The following is a 17,620-nucleotide window of genomic DNA, read 5'->3' on the forward strand; positions in this document are numbered from 1 at the left end:
TTATGGGTAAGAAAAAAGTCCTTTTTATATGCGTTCATAATTCCGCGAGAAGCCAGATGGCTGAAGCTTATCTTAAGAAGTTTTCGCCGGACGACTTTGATGTTGAGAGCGCCGGACTGGAGCCGGGAGAGCTGAATCCTGTTGTCGTGGAGGCAATGAAGGAGGATGGCATTGATATTTCCGGAAACAAAACTAAAAGCGCGCATGATTTTATCCGCCAGGGCAGAAAGTACGACTATGTTATTACGGTCTGTGACGAATCGGGAAGGGAAAAATGCCCTGTTTTCCCGGGCAAAGTAGAAAGGCTGCACTGGAGCTTCCCGGACCCGTCTTCTCTGAAAGGCAGCGCGCCGGAGAAACTGGAGAAAATCAGGGAAATAAGGGATTCCATCAAGAAGAGAATCACGGACTGGCTGAAGGAGCCGCGCTGAGATTAACTTTTGCCGTTCTGAGGCGGTATAACTCCCCCCGAAACAATACACTTGATTGCCTTATCCACAGAAATATCCAGTTCGATGATTTTATCTTTAGGGACGAAAAGTATCATTCCCGAAAAAGGCGCCGGAGCGAGCGGCACAAACACAGTTATAAGGTTTTTATTTGCTTTCCTGTTCAGTTCATAGAGTTCTTCATTGGTTATAAAACCGAGAGAATAGGATTCTTTTGTGGGGTATTCGACAAGTACGACCTTCTTGAATTTATCTTTTTTATTTGAACTGAAAAGGGAATCGGACAGTTCCTTTGCCGAAGGGTAAATATGGGCTATAAAGGGGATTTTTAAGATTAATTTCTCAAAGACAGGAAAGATCTTTATTCCGATTATGTGGCTTGATATGAACCCGACTATCAGTATGATGAGGATTGTTGTCAGAAACCCCAGCCCGGGTATGGAAAAACCGTATTCTTTTATAAGCAGGGCATTGACATATTTGCCTGTGAGCTGGTCGGCAAAACGGAATATGATGACTATGATATAAACGGAAACGAATAAGGGGAATATGGTTGCTATCCCCGCAAAAAAGGATTTTTTTAAAGAGGAAACAAATGTGGTTTTATGCTCATCCATATAAAAGATTATACCAGTTTCTGTCTTTTTGTTTAAGGTTTTTATATGAAGCCCTTGACAAAATCGGAAATATCGTTATTATTTATAATATGATGTAACCGGTTACATCATATTATCTGTTTTCGACATTGTGGGGGAGAGATGGTTAGAAAAGTTTGTTACTTTGTTGTTTTTCTTTTTGTTTCCATATGTATAACTTCTTTTGCTGAGCCAAGTTATACAGTTTTAGCTCCGGGTTCTACCGATGCCAGGTATGTTTTTGAGTATTCCGATGAAGTATGGTACTACATTAACGTGCCTGATTATTCCTCTTATTGGCCCGGGGGTTGTACGATAAGCGGCGATGTTGACTGGTATCATGAAGGCCAGCATGAGGGGTATGCTTACTTAAACCAGATGGGGCAGAACTGGAAATATATAGGCTCCGGCCTGGAGGCGGGAAACTGGACAATATATACGGTTGTCGATTATTATCACGCCGAACAGTATAAGAGAGATTATTTTACAGCGACGGCTTCATTTTATATCAATCCCGTGCCTGAGGTTTCAACTGTCGTATTCTGGGCTGCGGGTTTCGCGGGGTTAATCTTGCTTAAGAGGAAAAGTTTGTTTCAGGGTTGAGGATGGTTTTTCTGCCACTCTTTCCACTTCGAGTAATTTTCTCCGATATTTTCTCCCGTTAACTTATCCAGTGATTTTGCCGCGGTTCCCCTGACATTCACATCGCTGTCTGTAAGAGTTTCTATCAGATGACCGATCGCTTTTTTATTTTCCATCCGGCCCAGGGCATATTCTGCGGCTGAGCGGACACCCGGGTCTTTATCTTTGAGCATCCATATCAGGGCGGAAGTTGAAACCTTTTCTTTTATCTTGCCGAGGGAAAAAGCGGTTGTCCACCGGACGCGGGGTTCTTCATCGGCGGTTAAGGGGATAAGAGCGTTTACGCTTTGAAGATTTTTAAATTTTCCGAGCGCAAAAGCCGCGGCTTTACGGACGGAAGGTTCCTCATCTTTCAGGGCTTTGATCAAAGGATGAAAGGCTCTTGTATCGGTTGCCTGCGCGAGCGCTGTTGCGGCGGCAAATCTGACATCAGATGAAGGGTCTTCCATAGCTTTTATGAGAGGTTCGACCGCTTCAGGCATCTGTTTTGTCCCCATTTTGTTCTGCAGTATCCTTGCCGCCTGGGCTTTTTCTTCGGCAGTGGGGGATGAAAGCTGTTCTATGTATTTCTGAGCCGGGAATCCGCTAAATTCACACCGGCAGTACGCCGGAATTAACAGGAGCAGCGGGATGAAAAGCAAAAATTTTAAAACTTGCCGACCGGATAGCATGATATATTATAAGCCGTAACCGGGAAAGTAATCCATGATTACTTCCTTTTTTACTCCGGTTATCTCAGAAAATTTCACGGAATATTTTTTCCGTATTTCAAGGATTTTTTCTTTCCTCGCGCTGCCGGCGTTTTGAATCCGGCTTAGTGCGGGCGCATCCAGCTTTTTCCTGGTTATATTTTCAAGTTCTGAGGAAATTTTATCAGGGTTGTTTTCTTCCTGCAGGTTAACGATTATAGTCTGGGGGCTTAAACCTGTTATTCTCGACAATTCGGTTATAAACCGGGCCCGGGTTTCATTCAGTTCCGCTTCCATTTCTATTTTTCTTTTACCGAAGGAAATCCGCTCATCAAGAGTCAGGGGCTTCCCCCTGGCAAATTCAAGCCGCGCGACAAAAGAAGGTTTTGTTTCCGCATTCAGGCCGGAAGGGGAATAATTTAGTATTACCAGAAAACCTAATACAAAACATATGAATATAAAGCATGGAAATCTTTTATTCATTTAACTTCGCCCTCAGTTGTTTTATATATTTTCCTGTATTAGGGCGCATAAGTCAAATTTAAAGATTTATCCCGCGGGATTATAATTGGATTAAGTAAAACTAAGATTGGCTCGCGGGGTTTTCGGGAGCAAAACCCGGGGCATTCGGGCCGAACCTGTTTCCGCCCGGAGGAGGCTGATAACCTTCCGCTCCGAGGGTCTGAGCATTGATTCCCTGTGACAGAATGTCGAGGGCTTCTCCGAATGTAACAAATGAATTTATCGGTCCGTTTACATTCACGCCTGCGTCCGCAAGCGCTTCGATGGCCGCCTGGACCGCGATTTCAGCCCCCGCGTCGATAGCCGCCTGAGCATCGGCAGGGCTTAATCCGGACCCGGCCTGAGACAATGTAATGTTCAACGATGACTGAATCATATTCTGCAGGTTTCCGGCCTGACTGTTAATTGAACCGGCGAGTGTTTCGCTGAGAGACTGTGTGTTGCCTGAAGGTTGATTTCCTGATTGTGAAAGAAATTGGCTGAAATTTACCGTGACAGGGTCTCCTGTCCTGTTTCCGTTCGCGTCCAGCGCGTAAGTAGTTACCGCGCCCGATGTAACATCCACTTCCATATTCTGCCCGTTGTAAGAGAGCTTATAGGTGGTCCCTTTGATGGCGGCGACGGATATGGGGGTCGCTGTTTTGAATGCCGACCCTTTTTTGATATCATTGATATCCACTATCATGTCGCCCCTGGCAAGGTAAAGAAGGACATTTTCCGTCTTGTCGGGATTATAGTTTAAGGTTTTTATTATAATTTCGGAGTCATTAAGTATTTTTATTCCTCCCATGGAACCTATCTGGAGGATTGCGGAAGAGGTTTTCTCTGTTGAAACGGAAGCGCCTTCCGCAAGGGTCATCCTTTCCTGCGCTGGTGTCCAGTCTCCGTTAGAGTCCTTTTTAACATTGACGGAACCCTCGATATTAATGAGCATGGCGAGAAATTTGCCTTTGTCGTCTTCACCCGTTAATTTTTTTATTACCGCGTCTTCCAGCCCGAGGCTCCGCTCAAGAATAATCGCCATATCGCCGTTGGTGAGGACCTTATCCGCCTCAAACCCGCCGGGAGGGGTTATGCCTCTTGCGGCAAGTATGGAGAAATAATCCTCGGTTGCCGGGTTATCGGGCAGCATATCTGTTAACCCCAGCGAATTTACAAGATATTCGGCAAACCGGGCCTGTGTAATAGCGTCGGTGCTTTCGAGCGGAAACGCGGTTGTTCCCGCAAACAGGAAAAAAAGCCCGAAAATTATATTTAAGTATTTCATAAGTATGCTTTAAAAAGATGGTTAGCAAAATTTACGGGCAATAACCCGGCACATAAATATTTCATAAAAATATGAAGTTGTCAATCCGAAAAAATAAGACAGGAGTAAATTCGCTGAGCCTATTGGACGGATTTTTCGTATTTTTGTTTGACCATCATAGGCCTGTAAATATAATCGATGTACCCGAAATTTTCCTTAGGGGAGTATTTCATGCTTATTATGACATCCTTGCCCACCCATTCGTATTCATAGCCTTCGATATCCTGGTTTGCGCGTTTACCATGCTGGTAAAAAAGAAGGCTTCGAATCTTTTCGAAGTTTGTTTTCCCTTCAAATCCGACGCTCGCGGCGTAGAACTTGTTTTTAGAAAATATGTATACTATGATTTTCAGGCCGGCGCTTCCAAAATCGAGGTTTTCATTTTTCATTGCGAAGAACATATCGTTTCCGGACCTCCGGACCGGCTGAAGACCGGGTATGTTAGCGGGTGATGTCTTCCATTTTATGCCGCGGAAACCGTCGGGTTCATTTTGAAAAGAGTCTGTCCGGGTAGGGAAAAACACAGCAAACAGCAATAATGGGAAAAGAAGTAAGGCAGCGTTTATTTTCATAACTATCGTATTATATACGATTGTGTCAAATAAGTGTTAACTATTACGGATATACGGTTGATTGTCCCGGGAAAATCTGTCCCCTGCCCAGCGGTATTATATATATAAGTCTTTTAAAAAAACAATTTATATGATAGAAATATTTAAGATTATTTTTTTATAGGAGAAGTATATCTTAAATGAGAAGACTTTTGTGGTGGGTATTGTTTTTGCTTGCGGCTTCGCCTGTGTCGGCTCAGATGGTTATGATGAAAACGGGGAAGACGGAAAAAGGATGGGAAAGAGCTTTCTACAGCGCCAGCGCGGAGTTGGCCGTCCAGGAATTTGACCGGGATTGGAATTTAAAGAAGATGAAAGGCAGGATCCCCGACGGCGTGGCCAGGGAATACGATGGTTCAGGCCGGCTTATCAGGATATATAATTATAAAAGTAACAGGAGAGAAGGGGAATCAAAGGTCTATTATGAGAATGGAAAAGTAAAATCGATAAAGAATTACAGGAGAGATATCCTTGAAGGGGTAAGCCGGAGTTTCTATTCTGACGGCGCCCTTGAAGCGGAGCGGATCTATAAAAAGGGGAAACTGGACGGCTTATGCAGGAAATACGATGAAAAAGGGGTTTTGCTTTTTGAATATAATTACAGCGGCGGGGAACAGGACGGAATCACCAGGCAATATACTTCCGGGGGAGTCCTTATAGGGGAATATAATTTCAAAAAGGGGAAACTGGACGGCGAATCAAAAATCTACAATTCCGCCGGAAGATTGATAAGCATTGATACATACGGCGGCGGAGATTTGATACGCAAACAGGCTTATTAGCGTAATTATGAAAACAAAAACAGTCAGACTTTTAGTGTCCTGCCCTGACAGAAAAGGGATAGTCGCCGCCGTTTCGTCGTTTTTATTCGATAACGGGGCTAATATCATTGAGTCCGATCAGTACGCGACGCGCCGTTCATCCGGGGTTTTTTTCATACGGATTGAATTTGAGGCTGAGAAAGGACTATCGGATAAGGATAGTTTCAGGCAAAAATTCAGCCCGCTTGCGAAGAAGTTCTCTTTTGACTGGACGGCAAGTTTCGCCGAACCGCGCAAAAAGATGGTCATTTTTGCGTCTTTGGAAGAACATTGCGTTCTTGAACTGTTATGGAGATGGAAAAACGGGGAACTTCCGGTTGATATCCCTTATATTATCAGTAACCATGAGGTATTAAAAACCGTTGCGGACCAGTTCGGCATTGATTTTAAGTTTCTCAGGGTGGATAAAGGAAACAGAGAAAAAACCGAACAGGAGATGATGTCTCTTATCAGGGGCAAAGCGGATTTCATCGTGCTGGCAAGGTATATGCAGATATTGACCGGCGGATTTGTAGATGAATACAGAAACAGAATAATAAATATCCATCATTCTTTTCTTCCCGCGTTTGCGGGGGCCAAACCCTATGAGCAGGCGTATCAGAGGGGAGTAAAGATAATAGGGGCGACTTCCCATTATGTTACCGAGGAGCTTGACAGGGGCCCGATAATTGAACAGGATGTCGAAAGGGTAACCCATAAAGACGATGTCGAGGAATTGAAACGCAAGGGAAAAGACATAGAAAGGACCGTGCTGTTCAGGGCCGTGAAGTGGCACGCGGAAGACCGTATTATAGTTTATAACAACAGGACGATTGTCTTTGGCTGAATCTGTCTCTCCGGTTCAAGCTTCTAAATAAAATGATTGTCATATTTCTTCCGGAAGATTAAAATAAATAGGATTTATCTGTATAAACATTACCGGCTTGGAGTATTAAAGATGATTTCGGCGTATATATATGCGGATGGAAAAGTTGAAGTAATCGACTCTGTCGAAAGGCTTTCGAAGGATATCCTGCAAAAGGGGAAGGTGTGGCTTGACATATCGCAGCCGGCCGATGGGGAACTAAAGAAAGTGCTTGAAGAATTCTTTAATTTTCATCCCCTGAGCATAGAAGACTGTTTTACCGAGATGCATTATCCCAAGGTTGACGATTACGGGAACTACCTTTTTATTGTTATACACGCGCCGGATTTTACGCATCTTGAGACTTTCGAGACGGTTGAAGTCGATGTTTTTCTGGGAAAGGATTTTCTTGTCACATACAGCCGCGCGCATGTGAAAAGCACGGATACCCTTAAGGAAAAATGCATAAAAGACTCCAGGAGGACATTTGAGCAGGGAATGGACATGATGTTTTACAACCTTGTTGATAGCACTATGGATAATTACAATAACATCCTGGATTTTTTTGAGAAAAGAATTCAGAAATTCGAGGATGAAGTGGTTGACGGGGAAATAACCATTTCGCTTAAGGATATTATCCTTTTAAGGAATGACCTCAAGGAAGTCCGCAGGATACAGCAGCCGCAGAGAGAACTTTTTAACAGGCTGTCCAAACAGAAGTTTTCACAGATACTTGATAAAACAAGAAGATATATGAGGGACACCTATGATGCCATGTACAGGATCAATGACGAAATAGATAACCTCAGGGATTATATAAACAGCGTCAGGGATATTTATATGACAGTGGAATCGAATAAGATGAACCGGGTGATGAAAACTTTAACCGTCATCGCCACGATTATGATGCCCTTTGTGGTTATAGCAAGCATCTACGGTATGAATATAAGCCTGCCGCTGGGAGACAGTCCGCACAGTTTTATGCTTATCATGGTAATTATGTTTTTTGTAACAGTGGTTTTTATGTTCTGGTTTAAGAAGAAAAAATGGCTTTAATCCACATTAAAAATTCACCATTTAAATCGGCATTTTTTCAGTTGGTTGTCGCGGCGGCGCTTTGTTTCTGCACCGCGGTTTTTCCGGAGGACGGGATACCGGTTGAATTCGAGGGTTTTAAACTGGGAATGGAACTGGAAGAGGTTAAGCAGAAGCTTGATGAGAATAACCTTGCGTATAACCGGACAATCGATCCGGGAACGCCCAATGCCCTTAAAGAAGGTTCTCCCATGAGCCTGCAGGGCGAACTTGCCAGGGCTTTAAAGTATACGACGCCTTTTGCCCTGACGGTGACAAAACTGGGGGATTCGGAGTTTACCAAGTTTTATTTTACCGGCGCCCTTAAACCCGAAAAACTTTGTATTATCAATGCGAGATACGGTTCGTCATACTGGCAGAATTACAGCGCTCTTGTGGAAACCGAAGCAAAAAAAATGCCGGATTACAGGAAAGAATCAGAAGAAGGCTTTATGAAAAGGTCCCTGAACGATTCCGCGGTGTGGGAAAACGCAGATTATATATATAAGGTTACCAGGGCGACCGAACAGGACCATTTTTCCATGTACGGAAGGAAAAAGATGAGAAGTATTGAAGGGTCGTATCTTGAATTATTGTTTATCGATAAGCGTTTATTTGAAAAGGAACTGGCTTCTTACAGGTAAATATTCCGTGTCCGGAGATTAAATGAGAAAGTTTGCCGTGCCGTTATTGTTTCTTCTCTTGATATGTTCCGTCCTTTATATATTCATACTTTTCTTCAGGACAGATTCCGTTTTGGGCATCAAGATAGGAAAAAGCAGGGAGGAGATTCAGCGGGAATTCGAACGGCTTGCGATAACAAAACTTGATGCGGGCGACGGGTATATTGTTTATGATAAGGTTCCAAGCGGTATAAAACATGTAAAGAATGTGAAGATGTCCTTCTCCCGTGATGACAGGCTTACTAAATTCGAAGTATGGTTTGCCAAAAGGGCGAAGGAAATAATGAGCGAAGGTATTGATGATGAGATTTTTTACAAAAAGGAAGGTGATTCTTCCCCTGATTTCGACCTTTATTTCTATGTAAGGGATGAACTTTCCAAAATTCACGGCGAACCGCATATTGAATCGATTTCAATGGAAAAGGGCTGGGCGGCATGTAAATGGTATCTTAAAAAAGCCAATGTGATATTCGGAATAAACGGGGATATGTGCGGTTTGAGCTGTTATAACCCCGGGAACACGCCTCAGAAATTGATAATAAACGAATTCGAAGAATAAATATCCCGCCTTTTGATTTTTCATTTCTTTTATCGTTGACGTTTTTATAAGCGGTTTGATAACATTAAAATCTTCAATTTCTGTCTAAAAAGGGAGAGAGAAAAGATGATAGAGCGATATACCGGGCCTGAAATGGCGAAAATCTGGTCTCAGGAAAACAAGTTCGGCACCTGGCTTAAGATAGAAGTGCTTGCGTGCGAAAAAATGGCGGAGCTCGGAATTATACCTAAAAAAGACCTTGCCCTGATAAAAAGAAAAGCGGGTTTTAACGCGAAAAGAATCGATGAAATAGAAAAAACCGTAAACCACGATGTAATAGCTTTTCTTACCTCTGTCGCTGAACATGTCGGTCCCGCGTCAAGGCACATACATTACGGCATGACGTCTTCCGATGTGCTGGATACATCTCTTTCTCTCCTTATGAGGGAATCTGCGGATTTACTGCTGGACAAGCTCGGGGTTCTCATTAAAGAAGCAAAAAAGAAGGCATTAAAATATAAATTCACGCCTATGATAGGCCGTTCTCACGGAGTCCACGCGGAACCGGTGACTTTCGGGCTTAAGATGGGGCTGATGTTTACCGAACTTAAAAGAGCTTATGAAAGGCTTAAAGCGTCCAGGGATATTGTTTCCGTCGTAAAAATTTCCGGTGCTGTCGGGATGCATACGCATCTTCCCGCGTCGGTTGAAAGTTATGTCGCGAAAAAACTCGGGATGAAGCCCGCCGCAATATCCACCCAGATTATACAGAGGGACAGGCATGCGGACTTTCTGAATTCAATAGCCCTTGCGGGCGCCGTACTTGAAAAATGGGCGCTGGAACTGAGAAATCTTCAGAGAACGGAAATATATGAGGTGGAGGAATATTTTGCGAAGGGGCAGAAAGGTTCTTCGGCTATGCCGCATAAGCGCAACCCCATCACCTGTGAAAGGATATGCGGACTTGCAAGAGTGCTCCGGGCGAATGCCATGGCGGGTCTTGAAAATGTGGCTCTCTGGCATGAGAGAGATATTACTCATTCTTCCGTTGAGCGGATTATTATTCCCGACAGCGCCATACTGCTTGATTATATGCTGTCCCTGATGATTAAGATCATCAGGAATTTGAATGTATATCCCGGTAATATGATGAAAAATATTTTCAGGACCAAAGGGCTGGTATTTTCACAGCGGGTGATGCTGGAACTTACACGGAAGGGGATGTCGCGTGAAAAGGCCTATAAGGTTGTCCAGAAAAACGCGATGAAAGTGTGGAAAACAGGCCGGGATTTCAAAGAACTTCTTATGAACGACGAAGAATTGAAAACACTGATGAAACCCGGAGAAATCGAAAAATGCTTTGATTTGAAATATTATTTCAAAGATGTAAACAGGATGTTCAAAGCCGCGGGGATCGTCAAGCGGTAAATGATGTTTCGGAGAGTGCTAACGGTTTAAAATCAGAGGGAGATTATGTTTCTTGCCAAAGTATATGTGACTTTGAAAAAAAGCGTCCTTGATCCGCAGGGAGTAACTGTGAAGCATGCCCTGGATTCCCTGGGATACAGGCAGGTGAATGATGTCCGGCTGGGCAAGTATATGGAAATTAAAATTAACAGCGATGACAGGCAACAAGCGGAAGTTTTATTAAAGGAAATGTGCGAGAAGCTGTTGATAAATCCTGTTATAGAAGAATTCAGGTACGACCTGGAACAGAAATAAGGATCCTCCCAGAGGAAATCTGATGAAATTCGGAGTTGTGGTTTTTCCCGGTTCTAATTGTGACCATGATTGTTATTATGTGTTGAATGATGTAATGAAAGTTAAGACCGATTATATCTGGCACAAACAGAACGAAATAAGCGGTTATGACTGCATCGTTTTGCCCGGAGGTTTTTCGTATGGCGATTATCTCAGGACCGGCGCGATTGCCAGGTTTTCCCCCGTAATGAAGTCGCTGATCGAATATGCGGAAAAAGGCGGATTGGTGATAGGCATATGCAACGGTTTCCAGATTCTTCTGGAATCCGGGCTTTTGCCGGGCGCTATGTTAAAAAATGAGTCCCTTTCATTTGTCTGCCGGGATGTCCGGCTTAATGTTGAAAACAGCATGATCCCGTTTACATCCCGCTGCAAAAAAGGAGAGATACTGGAGATTCCTGTAGCCCACGGCGAAGGAAATTACTATGCCGATGAAAGGACAATCAGAATGCTTGAAGACGGAGGCAGGGTTGTTTTCAGGTATTGCGGCAAAGACGGGAAAGCGTCAAAAGAAGCGAATCCCAACGGCTCTATTAACGATATCGCGGGTATATGCAATGAAAAAGGGAATGTGCTTGGAATGATGCCTCATCCCGAAAGGTGCTCGGAGAAGATTTTAGGTTCCGCCGACGGAACAAAAATATTTAATTCGATAATAAGCCATTTAACCAGGTAAAGCGTAAAATGCCCATATCAGACAAAACACAGATCGCCGAGCCGGAAGTGAATGAGAAGCTTGTGCGGGAACATAATATCACGCCGGAAGAATATAATCATATAGAGGAAATACTCGGCAGGAAACCGAATTTTACCGAACTCGGCATTTTTTCGGTTATGTGGTCCGAACATTGCTCCTATAAAAATTCCAGGCCCGTGTTAAAGTTATTCCCTGTGGACGGCCCGTCGGTTCTTGTAAAGGCGGGAGAGGAAAACGCGGGTGTTGTCGATATCGGGGACGGATGGGCTGTCTCTTTCAAAGTTGAATCCCATAACCATCCTTCGGCGATTGAACCTTTCCAGGGAGCCGCGACAGGTGTCGGGGGGATTATAAGGGATATTTTCACAATGGGCGCGCGGCCGATTGCGAGCCTCAATTCGCTTCGTTTCGGGAAATTGGCGAATGCGAGAGTGAAACACCTGCTGAAAGGTGTTGTCGGAGGAATTGCGCACTACGGAAACTGCATAGGAATACCCACCGTGGGCGGAGAAATATATTTTGATGAGACATATGAAGCCAATCCTCTTGTTAATGCTTTCTGCCTCGGGATAATCAGGCATAAGGATATCGCCAGAGGGTGCGCTAAAGGTGAGGGAAACCCCGTCTTTTACGTTGGAGCCGCCACAGGGAGAGACGGACTGGGCGGTGCGAGTTTTGCTTCCCGTGAACTTACCGACGAATCTCACGAAGACAGGCCGGCTGTCCAGGTCGGCGACCCTTTTATGGAAAAATTGCTTTTGGAAGCCTGTCTGGAACTTTTGAAAACGGGTTATGTTGTCGGCATTCAGGATATGGGCGCGGCGGGACTTACATGTTCGACATGTGAAACGGCAAGCAGGGGAGGTTCAGGAATAGAAATCGAACTTTCCAAAGTGCCGAAAAGGGAAACAGGTATGATTCCCTATGAAATAATGCTTTCCGAGAGCCAGGAAAGAATGCTTGTAATAGCGGAAAAGGGAAAAGAAAAGGAAGTAAAAAAAATATTCGAGAAATGGGACTTGCACGCTGTTGAAATAGGGCATGTCACAGGTGACGGGATAATGAGAGTCAGGAATAACGGCAATATTGTGGTTGAAATACCCGCGAGAAAAATTGCCGAAGATTCTCCTGTTTATATCAGGGAAGAAAAAGTGCCGGCATACCTGGAAAAAGCCGCTGAACTTGATGAAGAGAAGCTTGAAGAACCCGGAGACTATAATGAAGTGCTCGCGCGGCTCCTGGATGACCCCACCATATCGAGCAAAAAATGGGTATATGAGCAGTACGACCATATGGTTATGACTAACACGGTATTGCGTCCCGGTTCCGATGCCGCCGTCCTGAGAGTGAAACCCGCCGGGAAATATCTTGCGCTTTCATCGGACTGCAACAGCACCTACTGCTATCTCGACCCGTATACGGGAGGCAGGATCGCAGTCGCTGAATCAGCGAGGAACGTGATATGTTCGGGAGCTAAACCTATTGCGGTAACCGATTGTCTCAATTTCGGGAATCCGATGAAACCTGAGATATTCTGGCAGTTTAAAAAATGTGTAGAAGGTCTTGCTGATGCCTGCAGGTCCTTCAATACGCCTGTCACGGGGGGGAATGTCAGTTTTTATAATGAGAATCCGAGGGGACCTATTGATCCCACTCCTGTTGTGTGCATGGTCGGGCTTTTTGAAAGTGAAAAACATATCACCGGTTCCCGTTTTACGAACAAGGGGGATTTGGTGTATCTTATAGGCGGCAACAGGGTGGAAATCGGGGGGTCTCAATACTTGAAAAATATTTTCGGTATGAAAAAAGGAAAATGCCCCGTTATGGATCTTGAAGAGGAGAAAGCGGTCCAGTCGCTCTGTTATGAATCCATAAAAAAAGGACTGATAAGATCCGCGCATGACTGTTCCGAAGGAGGGCTTGCTGTGGCCCTGGCCGAATGTTGTATAATGCCCGGAGGCGAATGTCTGGGGGCTTGTATTGACCTGGCACGGGTTTACCCCGGCGCCCGTTCAAAAGCATCCGTTCTTTTTGGCGAGTCGCAGTCCAGGATAATTGTTACCGTTGCGCCTGAAAATGCCGGAAAGTTTGATTCTTTCGCGGATTCTTCGCCTGCGAGTGCGCACAGGATAGGAACTGTAAAAGGCAAAAAACTGGTGATTAAATTCAACGGAGATGATTTAATAAATTCTGAAACTGACCGCATGGGGGAAAAATATTTTGGCAGTATCGGAGCGAAATTAAAACTATAACGAACGGAGATGGTTGTGAACAGAGAAAAAATGACCTATAAGGATGCCGGAGTGGATATAGATTTAAGTTCCCGGGCCGTGGAAAGAATAAAAAAGATAGCCAAAAGGACGCATAAACACGGGATAATTTCGGGGATAGGCGGTTTTGGCGGTTTGTATGAATTGCCGAAAAACAAGTATGAAGAACCTGTGCTTGTATCGAGCATTGACGGTGTGGGAACAAAACTTAAAGTCGCCGTTATGGCCGGAAAACATGACACGGTCGGGATGGATATCGTAAACCACTGCGTGAACGACATAGTTGTCCAGGGCGCGCGCCCTCTTTTTTTTATGGATTATGTCGGGATGGGAAAACTTGAAAAAACTGTTTTTGACCAGATTATAGACGGCATTGTAACCGCCTGCGATAAATCGGATTGTGTTCTTCTCGGAGGGGAGACGGCAGAAATGCCGGGGTTGTACGGAGAAGGAGAATATGATCTTGTCGGATGTATAACGGGCATTGTTGATAAAAAGAAAATAATAGAGGGCAAAGAAATCAAGCCGGGGGATAAAATAATAGGTTTGCAGTCTACCGGTCTTCATACCAACGGGTATTCGCTTGCGAGAAAGGTCTTATTTGTAAAAGGGCAGTTTGCGATTAATGATAATATTCCCGAACTGGGAAGAACGGTTGCGGAAGAACTTCTTATGCCGCACAAAAGTTACGGCAACCTGATTCTTTCCCTGCTGGAAAAATTTAAAATCAAAGGTATGGCGCATATAACCGGCGGAGGTTTTGTGGATAATATCCCGAGAATGCTTCCGGGCGACTGTTCCGCGAATATATTCAGGAACAGCTGGAAAGTCCTCCCGATTTTCGGATTGATTTCTTCCGTGGGCAATATAGACGAAATAGAAATGTACAGGACATTTAACTGCGGTATCGGCATGGTCATTGTTGTTGAAGCGGAGATGGCCGATGATATACTTGCGGAAATAAAGAAACAGAAAGAAGAAGGTTTCCTTATAGGTGAAATTGCAAAGGGCAATAAAATAGTTAATTTTGTATAGCGTTAAGGGGAAAATATGAAAAAAGTTGAAAGAGCTTTGTTAAGTGTATACGACAAAACAGGAATAGCCGAATTTGCGAGGGAGCTGCGCGGACTGGGTGTGGAGATAATATCCACCGGCGGCACGGCGCGGCTCCTTAAAGAAGAAGGAATTCCCATTACAAATATTTCCGATTACACGGGATTTCCCGAGATGCTGGACGGGAGGGTAAAAACCCTGCACCCGAAAGTGCACGCCGGGCTCCTTGCCCTGAGAAATAATGAAAGCCACAAAAAACAGATGAAAAACGCCGGCTTCGGATATATAGACCTTGTTGTTGTTAACCTGTATCCCTTTGAACAGACCATTTCCAAAAACAATGTTACTCTTGAGGAAGCCATCGAAAATATTGATATCGGCGGGCCTTCAATGCTCAGGTCAGCCGCCAAAAATTACAGGGATGTTGCCGTTGTGGTGAACCCGTCGAAATATGAATTAGTGCTGAAAGAGCTCAAAGAAAACAAGAATACGTTATCGGAAGAACTGAAAATGAGGCTGGCAGTGGAAGTTTTCCAGACCACTTCCAGATATGATGCCCTTATATCCAGTTACCTTAAGAAAGTTTCTTCCGCTATCACCGACAGCCTCCCCGGCGAACTTTCCATTTCATGCGTGAAGAAACAGAATCTGAGATACGGCGAGAATCCCCATCAGAAAGCGGCATTTTTTGAAGACTATGCTTTTGAAAAATCTGAACCGTCTGTGATAGGCGCGAAACAGCTTCATGGAAAAGAATTGTCGTTCAACAATATTATAGACCTTAATGCCGCGCTTGAAATAGTCAAAGAATTTACCGAGCCTTTTGCCGTTATCATAAAACATACGAATCCGTGCGGGGCGGCCGTATCCGGCGATATTTGTTCAGCGTATAAGAAAGCCCTTGAGACAGACCCCCTTTCGGCGTTCGGAAGCATAGTCGGTTTTAACAGGGGACTTGATGAGGCCGCCGCAGTTGAGATCTCAAAGCTTTTTGTAGAAGCGGTTATCTGCCCTTCCTATACAAAAGAAGCTCTGGGTATCCTTGAAAAGAAAAAAAACATAAGGATTCTCGAGATTGCGAATCTGACTGACTGGTACAAGAATAAGATTTATTCCGGTTTTGACCTCAAAAAGGTGACAGGGGGAGTCCTTGTGCAGGACAGGGATGTGAAAGAAGTGACAGAAAAAGATATAAGAGTGGTAACAAAGAAAAAACCTACAGAGAAACAGGTTGAAGATATGCTTTTTGCATGGAAAATCGTCAAGCATGTTAAGTCCAATGCCATTGTTTATGTTAAAGATAATCAGACGATTGGCATCGGAGCAGGTCAGATGTCCAGGGTCGATTCATCGAAGATAGCCGTGATGAAGGCTCAGAAAGGATTGAAAGGCAGTGTTATGGCGTCAGATGCTTTCTTGCCGTTCAGGGATAACATTGATACCGCCGCCGCCGCGAATATTTCTGCGATAATACAACCCGGAGGTTCGGTGAAGGACCAGGAAGTCATAGACGCCTGCAATGAGCATGACATGGCGATGGTCTTTACGGGCGTAAGGCATTTTAAGCATTAAGAATAATAATAAAATAAAAGAACTACGACCACAGATAACACAGATGATCACAGATAAGTGCTATTTTGATATAAGTCAAAGTTTTAATAATTTATATGTTTCTTGCTTTATATCTGTGTATATCTGAGCAATCTGTGGTTAATGTTTTTAATGGGAATTTATCATGAAAGTACTTGTAGTCGGTTCAGGCGGCAGAGAACATGCCCTGGTATGGAAACTGTCAAAAAGTAATTCTGTTTCCGGTATTTACTGCGCCCCGGGCAACGGGGGTATAAGCGCGCTTGCCGATTGTATTGACATTGCCGCAAATGATATAGAAGGTCTTCTTGCTTTTGCAAAAAAAGAAAAAATCGATTTTACGGTTGTTGGCCCGGAAGCCCCTCTTGTTTCCGGGATAGTCGATATTTTTGAGAAAGAAGGACTGCATATTTTTGGGCCGGTGTCGCAGGGCGCAAAGCTCGAAGGAAGTAAAGCATTCTCGAAAATTTTTATGAGAAAACACGGTATTCCCACGGCCGAATTTCAAATCTTCGATAATTCAGATGAGGCAGCGGATTATATCCGCGGTAAAAAATATCCGCTTGTCGTAAAAGCTGACGGGCTTGCCGCGGGCAAAGGGGTTTTTGTATGTGCTTCAGCAGCCGAAGCCGAAGAAGCCGCCGGGCTTATAATGAAAAAAGGAATATTCGGTAAGGCAGGCAGAGAGATTGTAGTGGAAGAATGCCTGAAAGGGGAGGAAGCTTCCATCCTTGCTTTTTGCGATGGGAATACGATTATGCCCATGGATTCTTCGCAGGACCATAAAAGAATTTTCGATGGCGATAAAGGTCCTAATACGGGGGGGATGGGAGCCTATAGCCCCGCTCCCGTAATTACCGGAGACCTGATGAAAGTCATTGATGAGAAAATCTTACAGAGAACCATCCGCGGCTTGAAAAAAGAAGGAATAAAGTATAAAGGAGTTATTTATGCGGGTATAATGGTTACGGATAAGGGCCCTATGGTTTTGGAATACAATGTAAGGTTCGGAGATCCGGAAACACAGCCGTTGCTTATGAGGATGAAGACGGACCTGATGGAAGTGATAAAAGCGGTGTCTGCGGGAGATTTGAATAAAATAAAACTTGAATGGGATGACAGAGCCGCAGTTTGTGTGGTTATGGCTTCGGGAGGTTATCCGGGCAGGTATGATAAAGGGTTTGAAGTAACGGGGCTTGAAAAAGCCGGCGGCATCAACGATGTTTTTGTGTTTCATGCCGGGACAAGGAGAAAAGACGGCAGGATTCTGACAAGCGGCGGAAGGGTGATTGGCGTTACGGCCCTTGGAAATAATATAGAAAAAGCCGTAGAAAAAGCTTACAACGCGGCCGGACTGATAAAATTTGAAGGCGTATTTTTCAGAAAAGATATAGGCCATAATGCTTTGGCAAAATAAATCATCCGTATATTTAAG

19 protein-coding genes are annotated in these 17,620 nt (G+C 44.2%); 14 read left to right on the forward strand and 5 right to left on the reverse strand.

The features are described from left to right. Nucleotides 1-2 precede the first annotated feature (2 nt). On the forward strand, nt 3-431 hold the full coding sequence (locus M0R36_05880; GenBank protein MCK9555324.1) for an arsenate reductase ArsC: 429 nt from the start codon (nt 3-5) through the stop codon (nt 429-431). A gap of 2 nt (nt 432-433) precedes the next feature. On the opposite strand, the gene M0R36_05885 is transcribed toward M0R36_05880, so the two are convergent. Further along, nucleotides 434-1,066: a DUF502 domain-containing protein gene (locus M0R36_05885; protein ID MCK9555325.1), complete on the reverse strand. Its 633-nt coding sequence runs from the start codon at nt 1,064-1,066 to the stop codon at nt 434-436. 141 nt (nt 1,067-1,207) lie between these two features. On the opposite strand from M0R36_05885, the gene M0R36_05890 reads away from it, so the two are divergent. After that, nucleotides 1,208-1,687: a hypothetical protein gene (locus M0R36_05890; GenBank protein ID MCK9555326.1), complete on the forward strand. Its 480-nt coding sequence runs from the start codon at nt 1,208-1,210 to the stop codon at nt 1,685-1,687. Here M0R36_05890 and M0R36_05895 read toward each other — a convergent pair. From M0R36_05895 to M0R36_05910, 4 genes are all read right to left on the reverse strand, one after another. Then, entirely contained in the window at nt 1,678-2,367 is a 690-nt protein-coding gene (locus tag M0R36_05895; protein MCK9555327.1) for a HEAT repeat domain-containing protein, read from the reverse strand. The genes M0R36_05890 and M0R36_05895 overlap by 10 nt on opposite strands. Before the next feature lie 36 nt (nt 2,368-2,403). Then, on the reverse strand, nt 2,404-2,898 hold the full coding sequence (locus tag M0R36_05900) for a hypothetical protein (protein ID MCK9555328.1): 495 nt from the start codon (nt 2,896-2,898) through the stop codon (nt 2,404-2,406). A gap of 100 nt (nt 2,899-2,998) precedes the next feature. After that, complete coding sequence (locus M0R36_05905; protein MCK9555329.1) at nt 2,999-4,204, reverse strand: FecR domain-containing protein; 1,206 nt, start codon at nt 4,202-4,204, stop codon at nt 2,999-3,001. Nucleotides 4,205-4,323: 119 nt separating this feature from the next. Continuing rightward, complete coding sequence (locus M0R36_05910; GenBank protein ID MCK9555330.1) at nt 4,324-4,815, reverse strand: hypothetical protein; 492 nt, start codon at nt 4,813-4,815, stop codon at nt 4,324-4,326. Between the two features lie 179 nt (nt 4,816-4,994). On the opposite strand from M0R36_05910, the gene M0R36_05915 reads away from it, so the two are divergent. The 12 genes from M0R36_05915 (at nt 4,995) to purD (ending at nt 17,602) form a co-directional block, all read left to right on the forward strand. Further along, on the forward strand, nt 4,995-5,636 hold the full coding sequence (locus M0R36_05915; protein MCK9555331.1) for a toxin-antitoxin system YwqK family antitoxin: 642 nt from the start codon (nt 4,995-4,997) through the stop codon (nt 5,634-5,636). A 7-nt stretch (nt 5,637-5,643) separates the two neighbouring features. Next, on the forward strand, nt 5,644-6,501 hold the full coding sequence (gene purU, locus M0R36_05920; protein MCK9555332.1) for a formyltetrahydrofolate deformylase: 858 nt from the start codon (nt 5,644-5,646) through the stop codon (nt 6,499-6,501). A 111-nt stretch (nt 6,502-6,612) separates the two neighbouring features. Next, nucleotides 6,613-7,575 (forward strand): magnesium/cobalt transporter CorA, encoded by a 963-nt coding sequence (gene corA / locus M0R36_05925; protein ID MCK9555333.1) that lies wholly within the window; start codon nt 6,613-6,615, stop codon nt 7,573-7,575. Beyond that, nucleotides 7,566-8,237, forward strand: a complete 672-nt coding sequence (locus M0R36_05930; GenBank protein ID MCK9555334.1) for a hypothetical protein — start codon at nt 7,566-7,568, stop codon at nt 8,235-8,237. Before corA ends, M0R36_05930 begins: the two co-directional genes overlap by 10 nt. A 22-nt stretch (nt 8,238-8,259) precedes the next feature. Continuing rightward, the gene (locus tag M0R36_05935; GenBank protein ID MCK9555335.1) at nt 8,260-8,835 is read left to right on the forward strand and encodes a hypothetical protein; all 576 of its coding nucleotides are present in this window, start codon (nt 8,260-8,262) and stop codon (nt 8,833-8,835) included. A gap of 105 nt (nt 8,836-8,940) precedes the next feature. Then, on the forward strand, nt 8,941-10,242 hold the full coding sequence (purB, locus tag M0R36_05940; protein ID MCK9555336.1) for an adenylosuccinate lyase: 1,302 nt from the start codon (nt 8,941-8,943) through the stop codon (nt 10,240-10,242). Nucleotides 10,243-10,287: 45 nt separating this feature from the next. Then, the gene (purS, locus tag M0R36_05945) at nt 10,288-10,536 is read left to right on the forward strand and encodes a phosphoribosylformylglycinamidine synthase subunit PurS (protein MCK9555337.1); all 249 of its coding nucleotides are present in this window, start codon (nt 10,288-10,290) and stop codon (nt 10,534-10,536) included. 22 nt (nt 10,537-10,558) lie between these two features. Then, nucleotides 10,559-11,251, forward strand: a complete 693-nt coding sequence (gene purQ, locus M0R36_05950) for a phosphoribosylformylglycinamidine synthase subunit PurQ (GenBank protein MCK9555338.1) — start codon at nt 10,559-10,561, stop codon at nt 11,249-11,251. Nucleotides 11,252-11,259: 8 nt separating this feature from the next. Continuing rightward, nucleotides 11,260-13,524: a phosphoribosylformylglycinamidine synthase subunit PurL gene (purL, locus tag M0R36_05955; GenBank protein ID MCK9555339.1), complete on the forward strand. Its 2,265-nt coding sequence runs from the start codon at nt 11,260-11,262 to the stop codon at nt 13,522-13,524. Between the two features lie 9 nt (nt 13,525-13,533). Further along, nucleotides 13,534-14,577 carry a phosphoribosylformylglycinamidine cyclo-ligase gene (gene purM / locus M0R36_05960; GenBank protein ID MCK9555340.1) on the forward strand — a complete coding sequence of 348 codons (1,044 nt, stop codon included), beginning with the start codon at nt 13,534-13,536 and terminating at the stop codon, nt 14,575-14,577. Between the two features lie 15 nt (nt 14,578-14,592). Beyond that, complete coding sequence (gene purH / locus M0R36_05965) at nt 14,593-16,167, forward strand: bifunctional phosphoribosylaminoimidazolecarboxamide formyltransferase/IMP cyclohydrolase (GenBank protein ID MCK9555341.1); 1,575 nt, start codon at nt 14,593-14,595, stop codon at nt 16,165-16,167. Nucleotides 16,168-16,330: 163 nt separating this feature from the next. Next, the gene (purD, locus tag M0R36_05970; protein ID MCK9555342.1) at nt 16,331-17,602 is read left to right on the forward strand and encodes a phosphoribosylamine--glycine ligase; all 1,272 of its coding nucleotides are present in this window, start codon (nt 16,331-16,333) and stop codon (nt 17,600-17,602) included. Nucleotides 17,603-17,620: the final 18 nt, after the last annotated feature.

The organism is bacterium, assembly GCA_023228325.1.
Lineage (GTDB): Bacteria > Auribacterota > UBA6266 > UBA6266 > UBA6266 > UBA6266.

Coding starts and splice junctions, on each gene's coding strand:
- M0R36_05905 (MCK9555329.1), bottom strand. CDS start 4,204: ATGAAATACTTAAATATAATTTTCGGGCTTTTTTTCCTGTTTGCGGGA.
- M0R36_05910 (MCK9555330.1), bottom strand. CDS start 4,815: ATGAAAATAAACGCTGCCTTACTTCTTTTCCCATTATTGCTGTTTGCT.
- M0R36_05900 (MCK9555328.1), bottom strand. CDS start 2,898: ATGAATAAAAGATTTCCATGCTTTATATTCATATGTTTTGTATTAGGT.
- M0R36_05890 (MCK9555326.1), top strand. CDS start 1,208: ATGGTTAGAAAAGTTTGTTACTTTGTTGTTTTTCTTTTTGTTTCCATA.
- purU (MCK9555332.1), top strand. CDS start 5,644: ATGAAAACAAAAACAGTCAGACTTTTAGTGTCCTGCCCTGACAGAAAA.
- M0R36_05885 (MCK9555325.1), bottom strand. CDS start 1,066: ATGGATGAGCATAAAACCACATTTGTTTCCTCTTTAAAAAAATCCTTT.
- M0R36_05915 (MCK9555331.1), top strand. CDS start 4,995: ATGAGAAGACTTTTGTGGTGGGTATTGTTTTTGCTTGCGGCTTCGCCT.
- purS (MCK9555337.1), top strand. CDS start 10,288: ATGTTTCTTGCCAAAGTATATGTGACTTTGAAAAAAAGCGTCCTTGAT.
- purL (MCK9555339.1), top strand. CDS start 11,260: ATGCCCATATCAGACAAAACACAGATCGCCGAGCCGGAAGTGAATGAG.
- corA (MCK9555333.1), top strand. CDS start 6,613: ATGATTTCGGCGTATATATATGCGGATGGAAAAGTTGAAGTAATCGAC.
- purQ (MCK9555338.1), top strand. CDS start 10,559: ATGAAATTCGGAGTTGTGGTTTTTCCCGGTTCTAATTGTGACCATGAT.
- purM (MCK9555340.1), top strand. CDS start 13,534: ATGGTTGTGAACAGAGAAAAAATGACCTATAAGGATGCCGGAGTGGAT.
- purB (MCK9555336.1), top strand. CDS start 8,941: ATGATAGAGCGATATACCGGGCCTGAAATGGCGAAAATCTGGTCTCAG.
- M0R36_05935 (MCK9555335.1), top strand. CDS start 8,260: ATGAGAAAGTTTGCCGTGCCGTTATTGTTTCTTCTCTTGATATGTTCC.
- purD (MCK9555342.1), top strand. CDS start 16,331: ATGAAAGTACTTGTAGTCGGTTCAGGCGGCAGAGAACATGCCCTGGTA.
- purH (MCK9555341.1), top strand. CDS start 14,593: ATGAAAAAAGTTGAAAGAGCTTTGTTAAGTGTATACGACAAAACAGGA.
- M0R36_05930 (MCK9555334.1), top strand. CDS start 7,566: ATGGCTTTAATCCACATTAAAAATTCACCATTTAAATCGGCATTTTTT.
- M0R36_05880 (MCK9555324.1), top strand. CDS start 3: ATGGGTAAGAAAAAAGTCCTTTTTATATGCGTTCATAATTCCGCGAGA.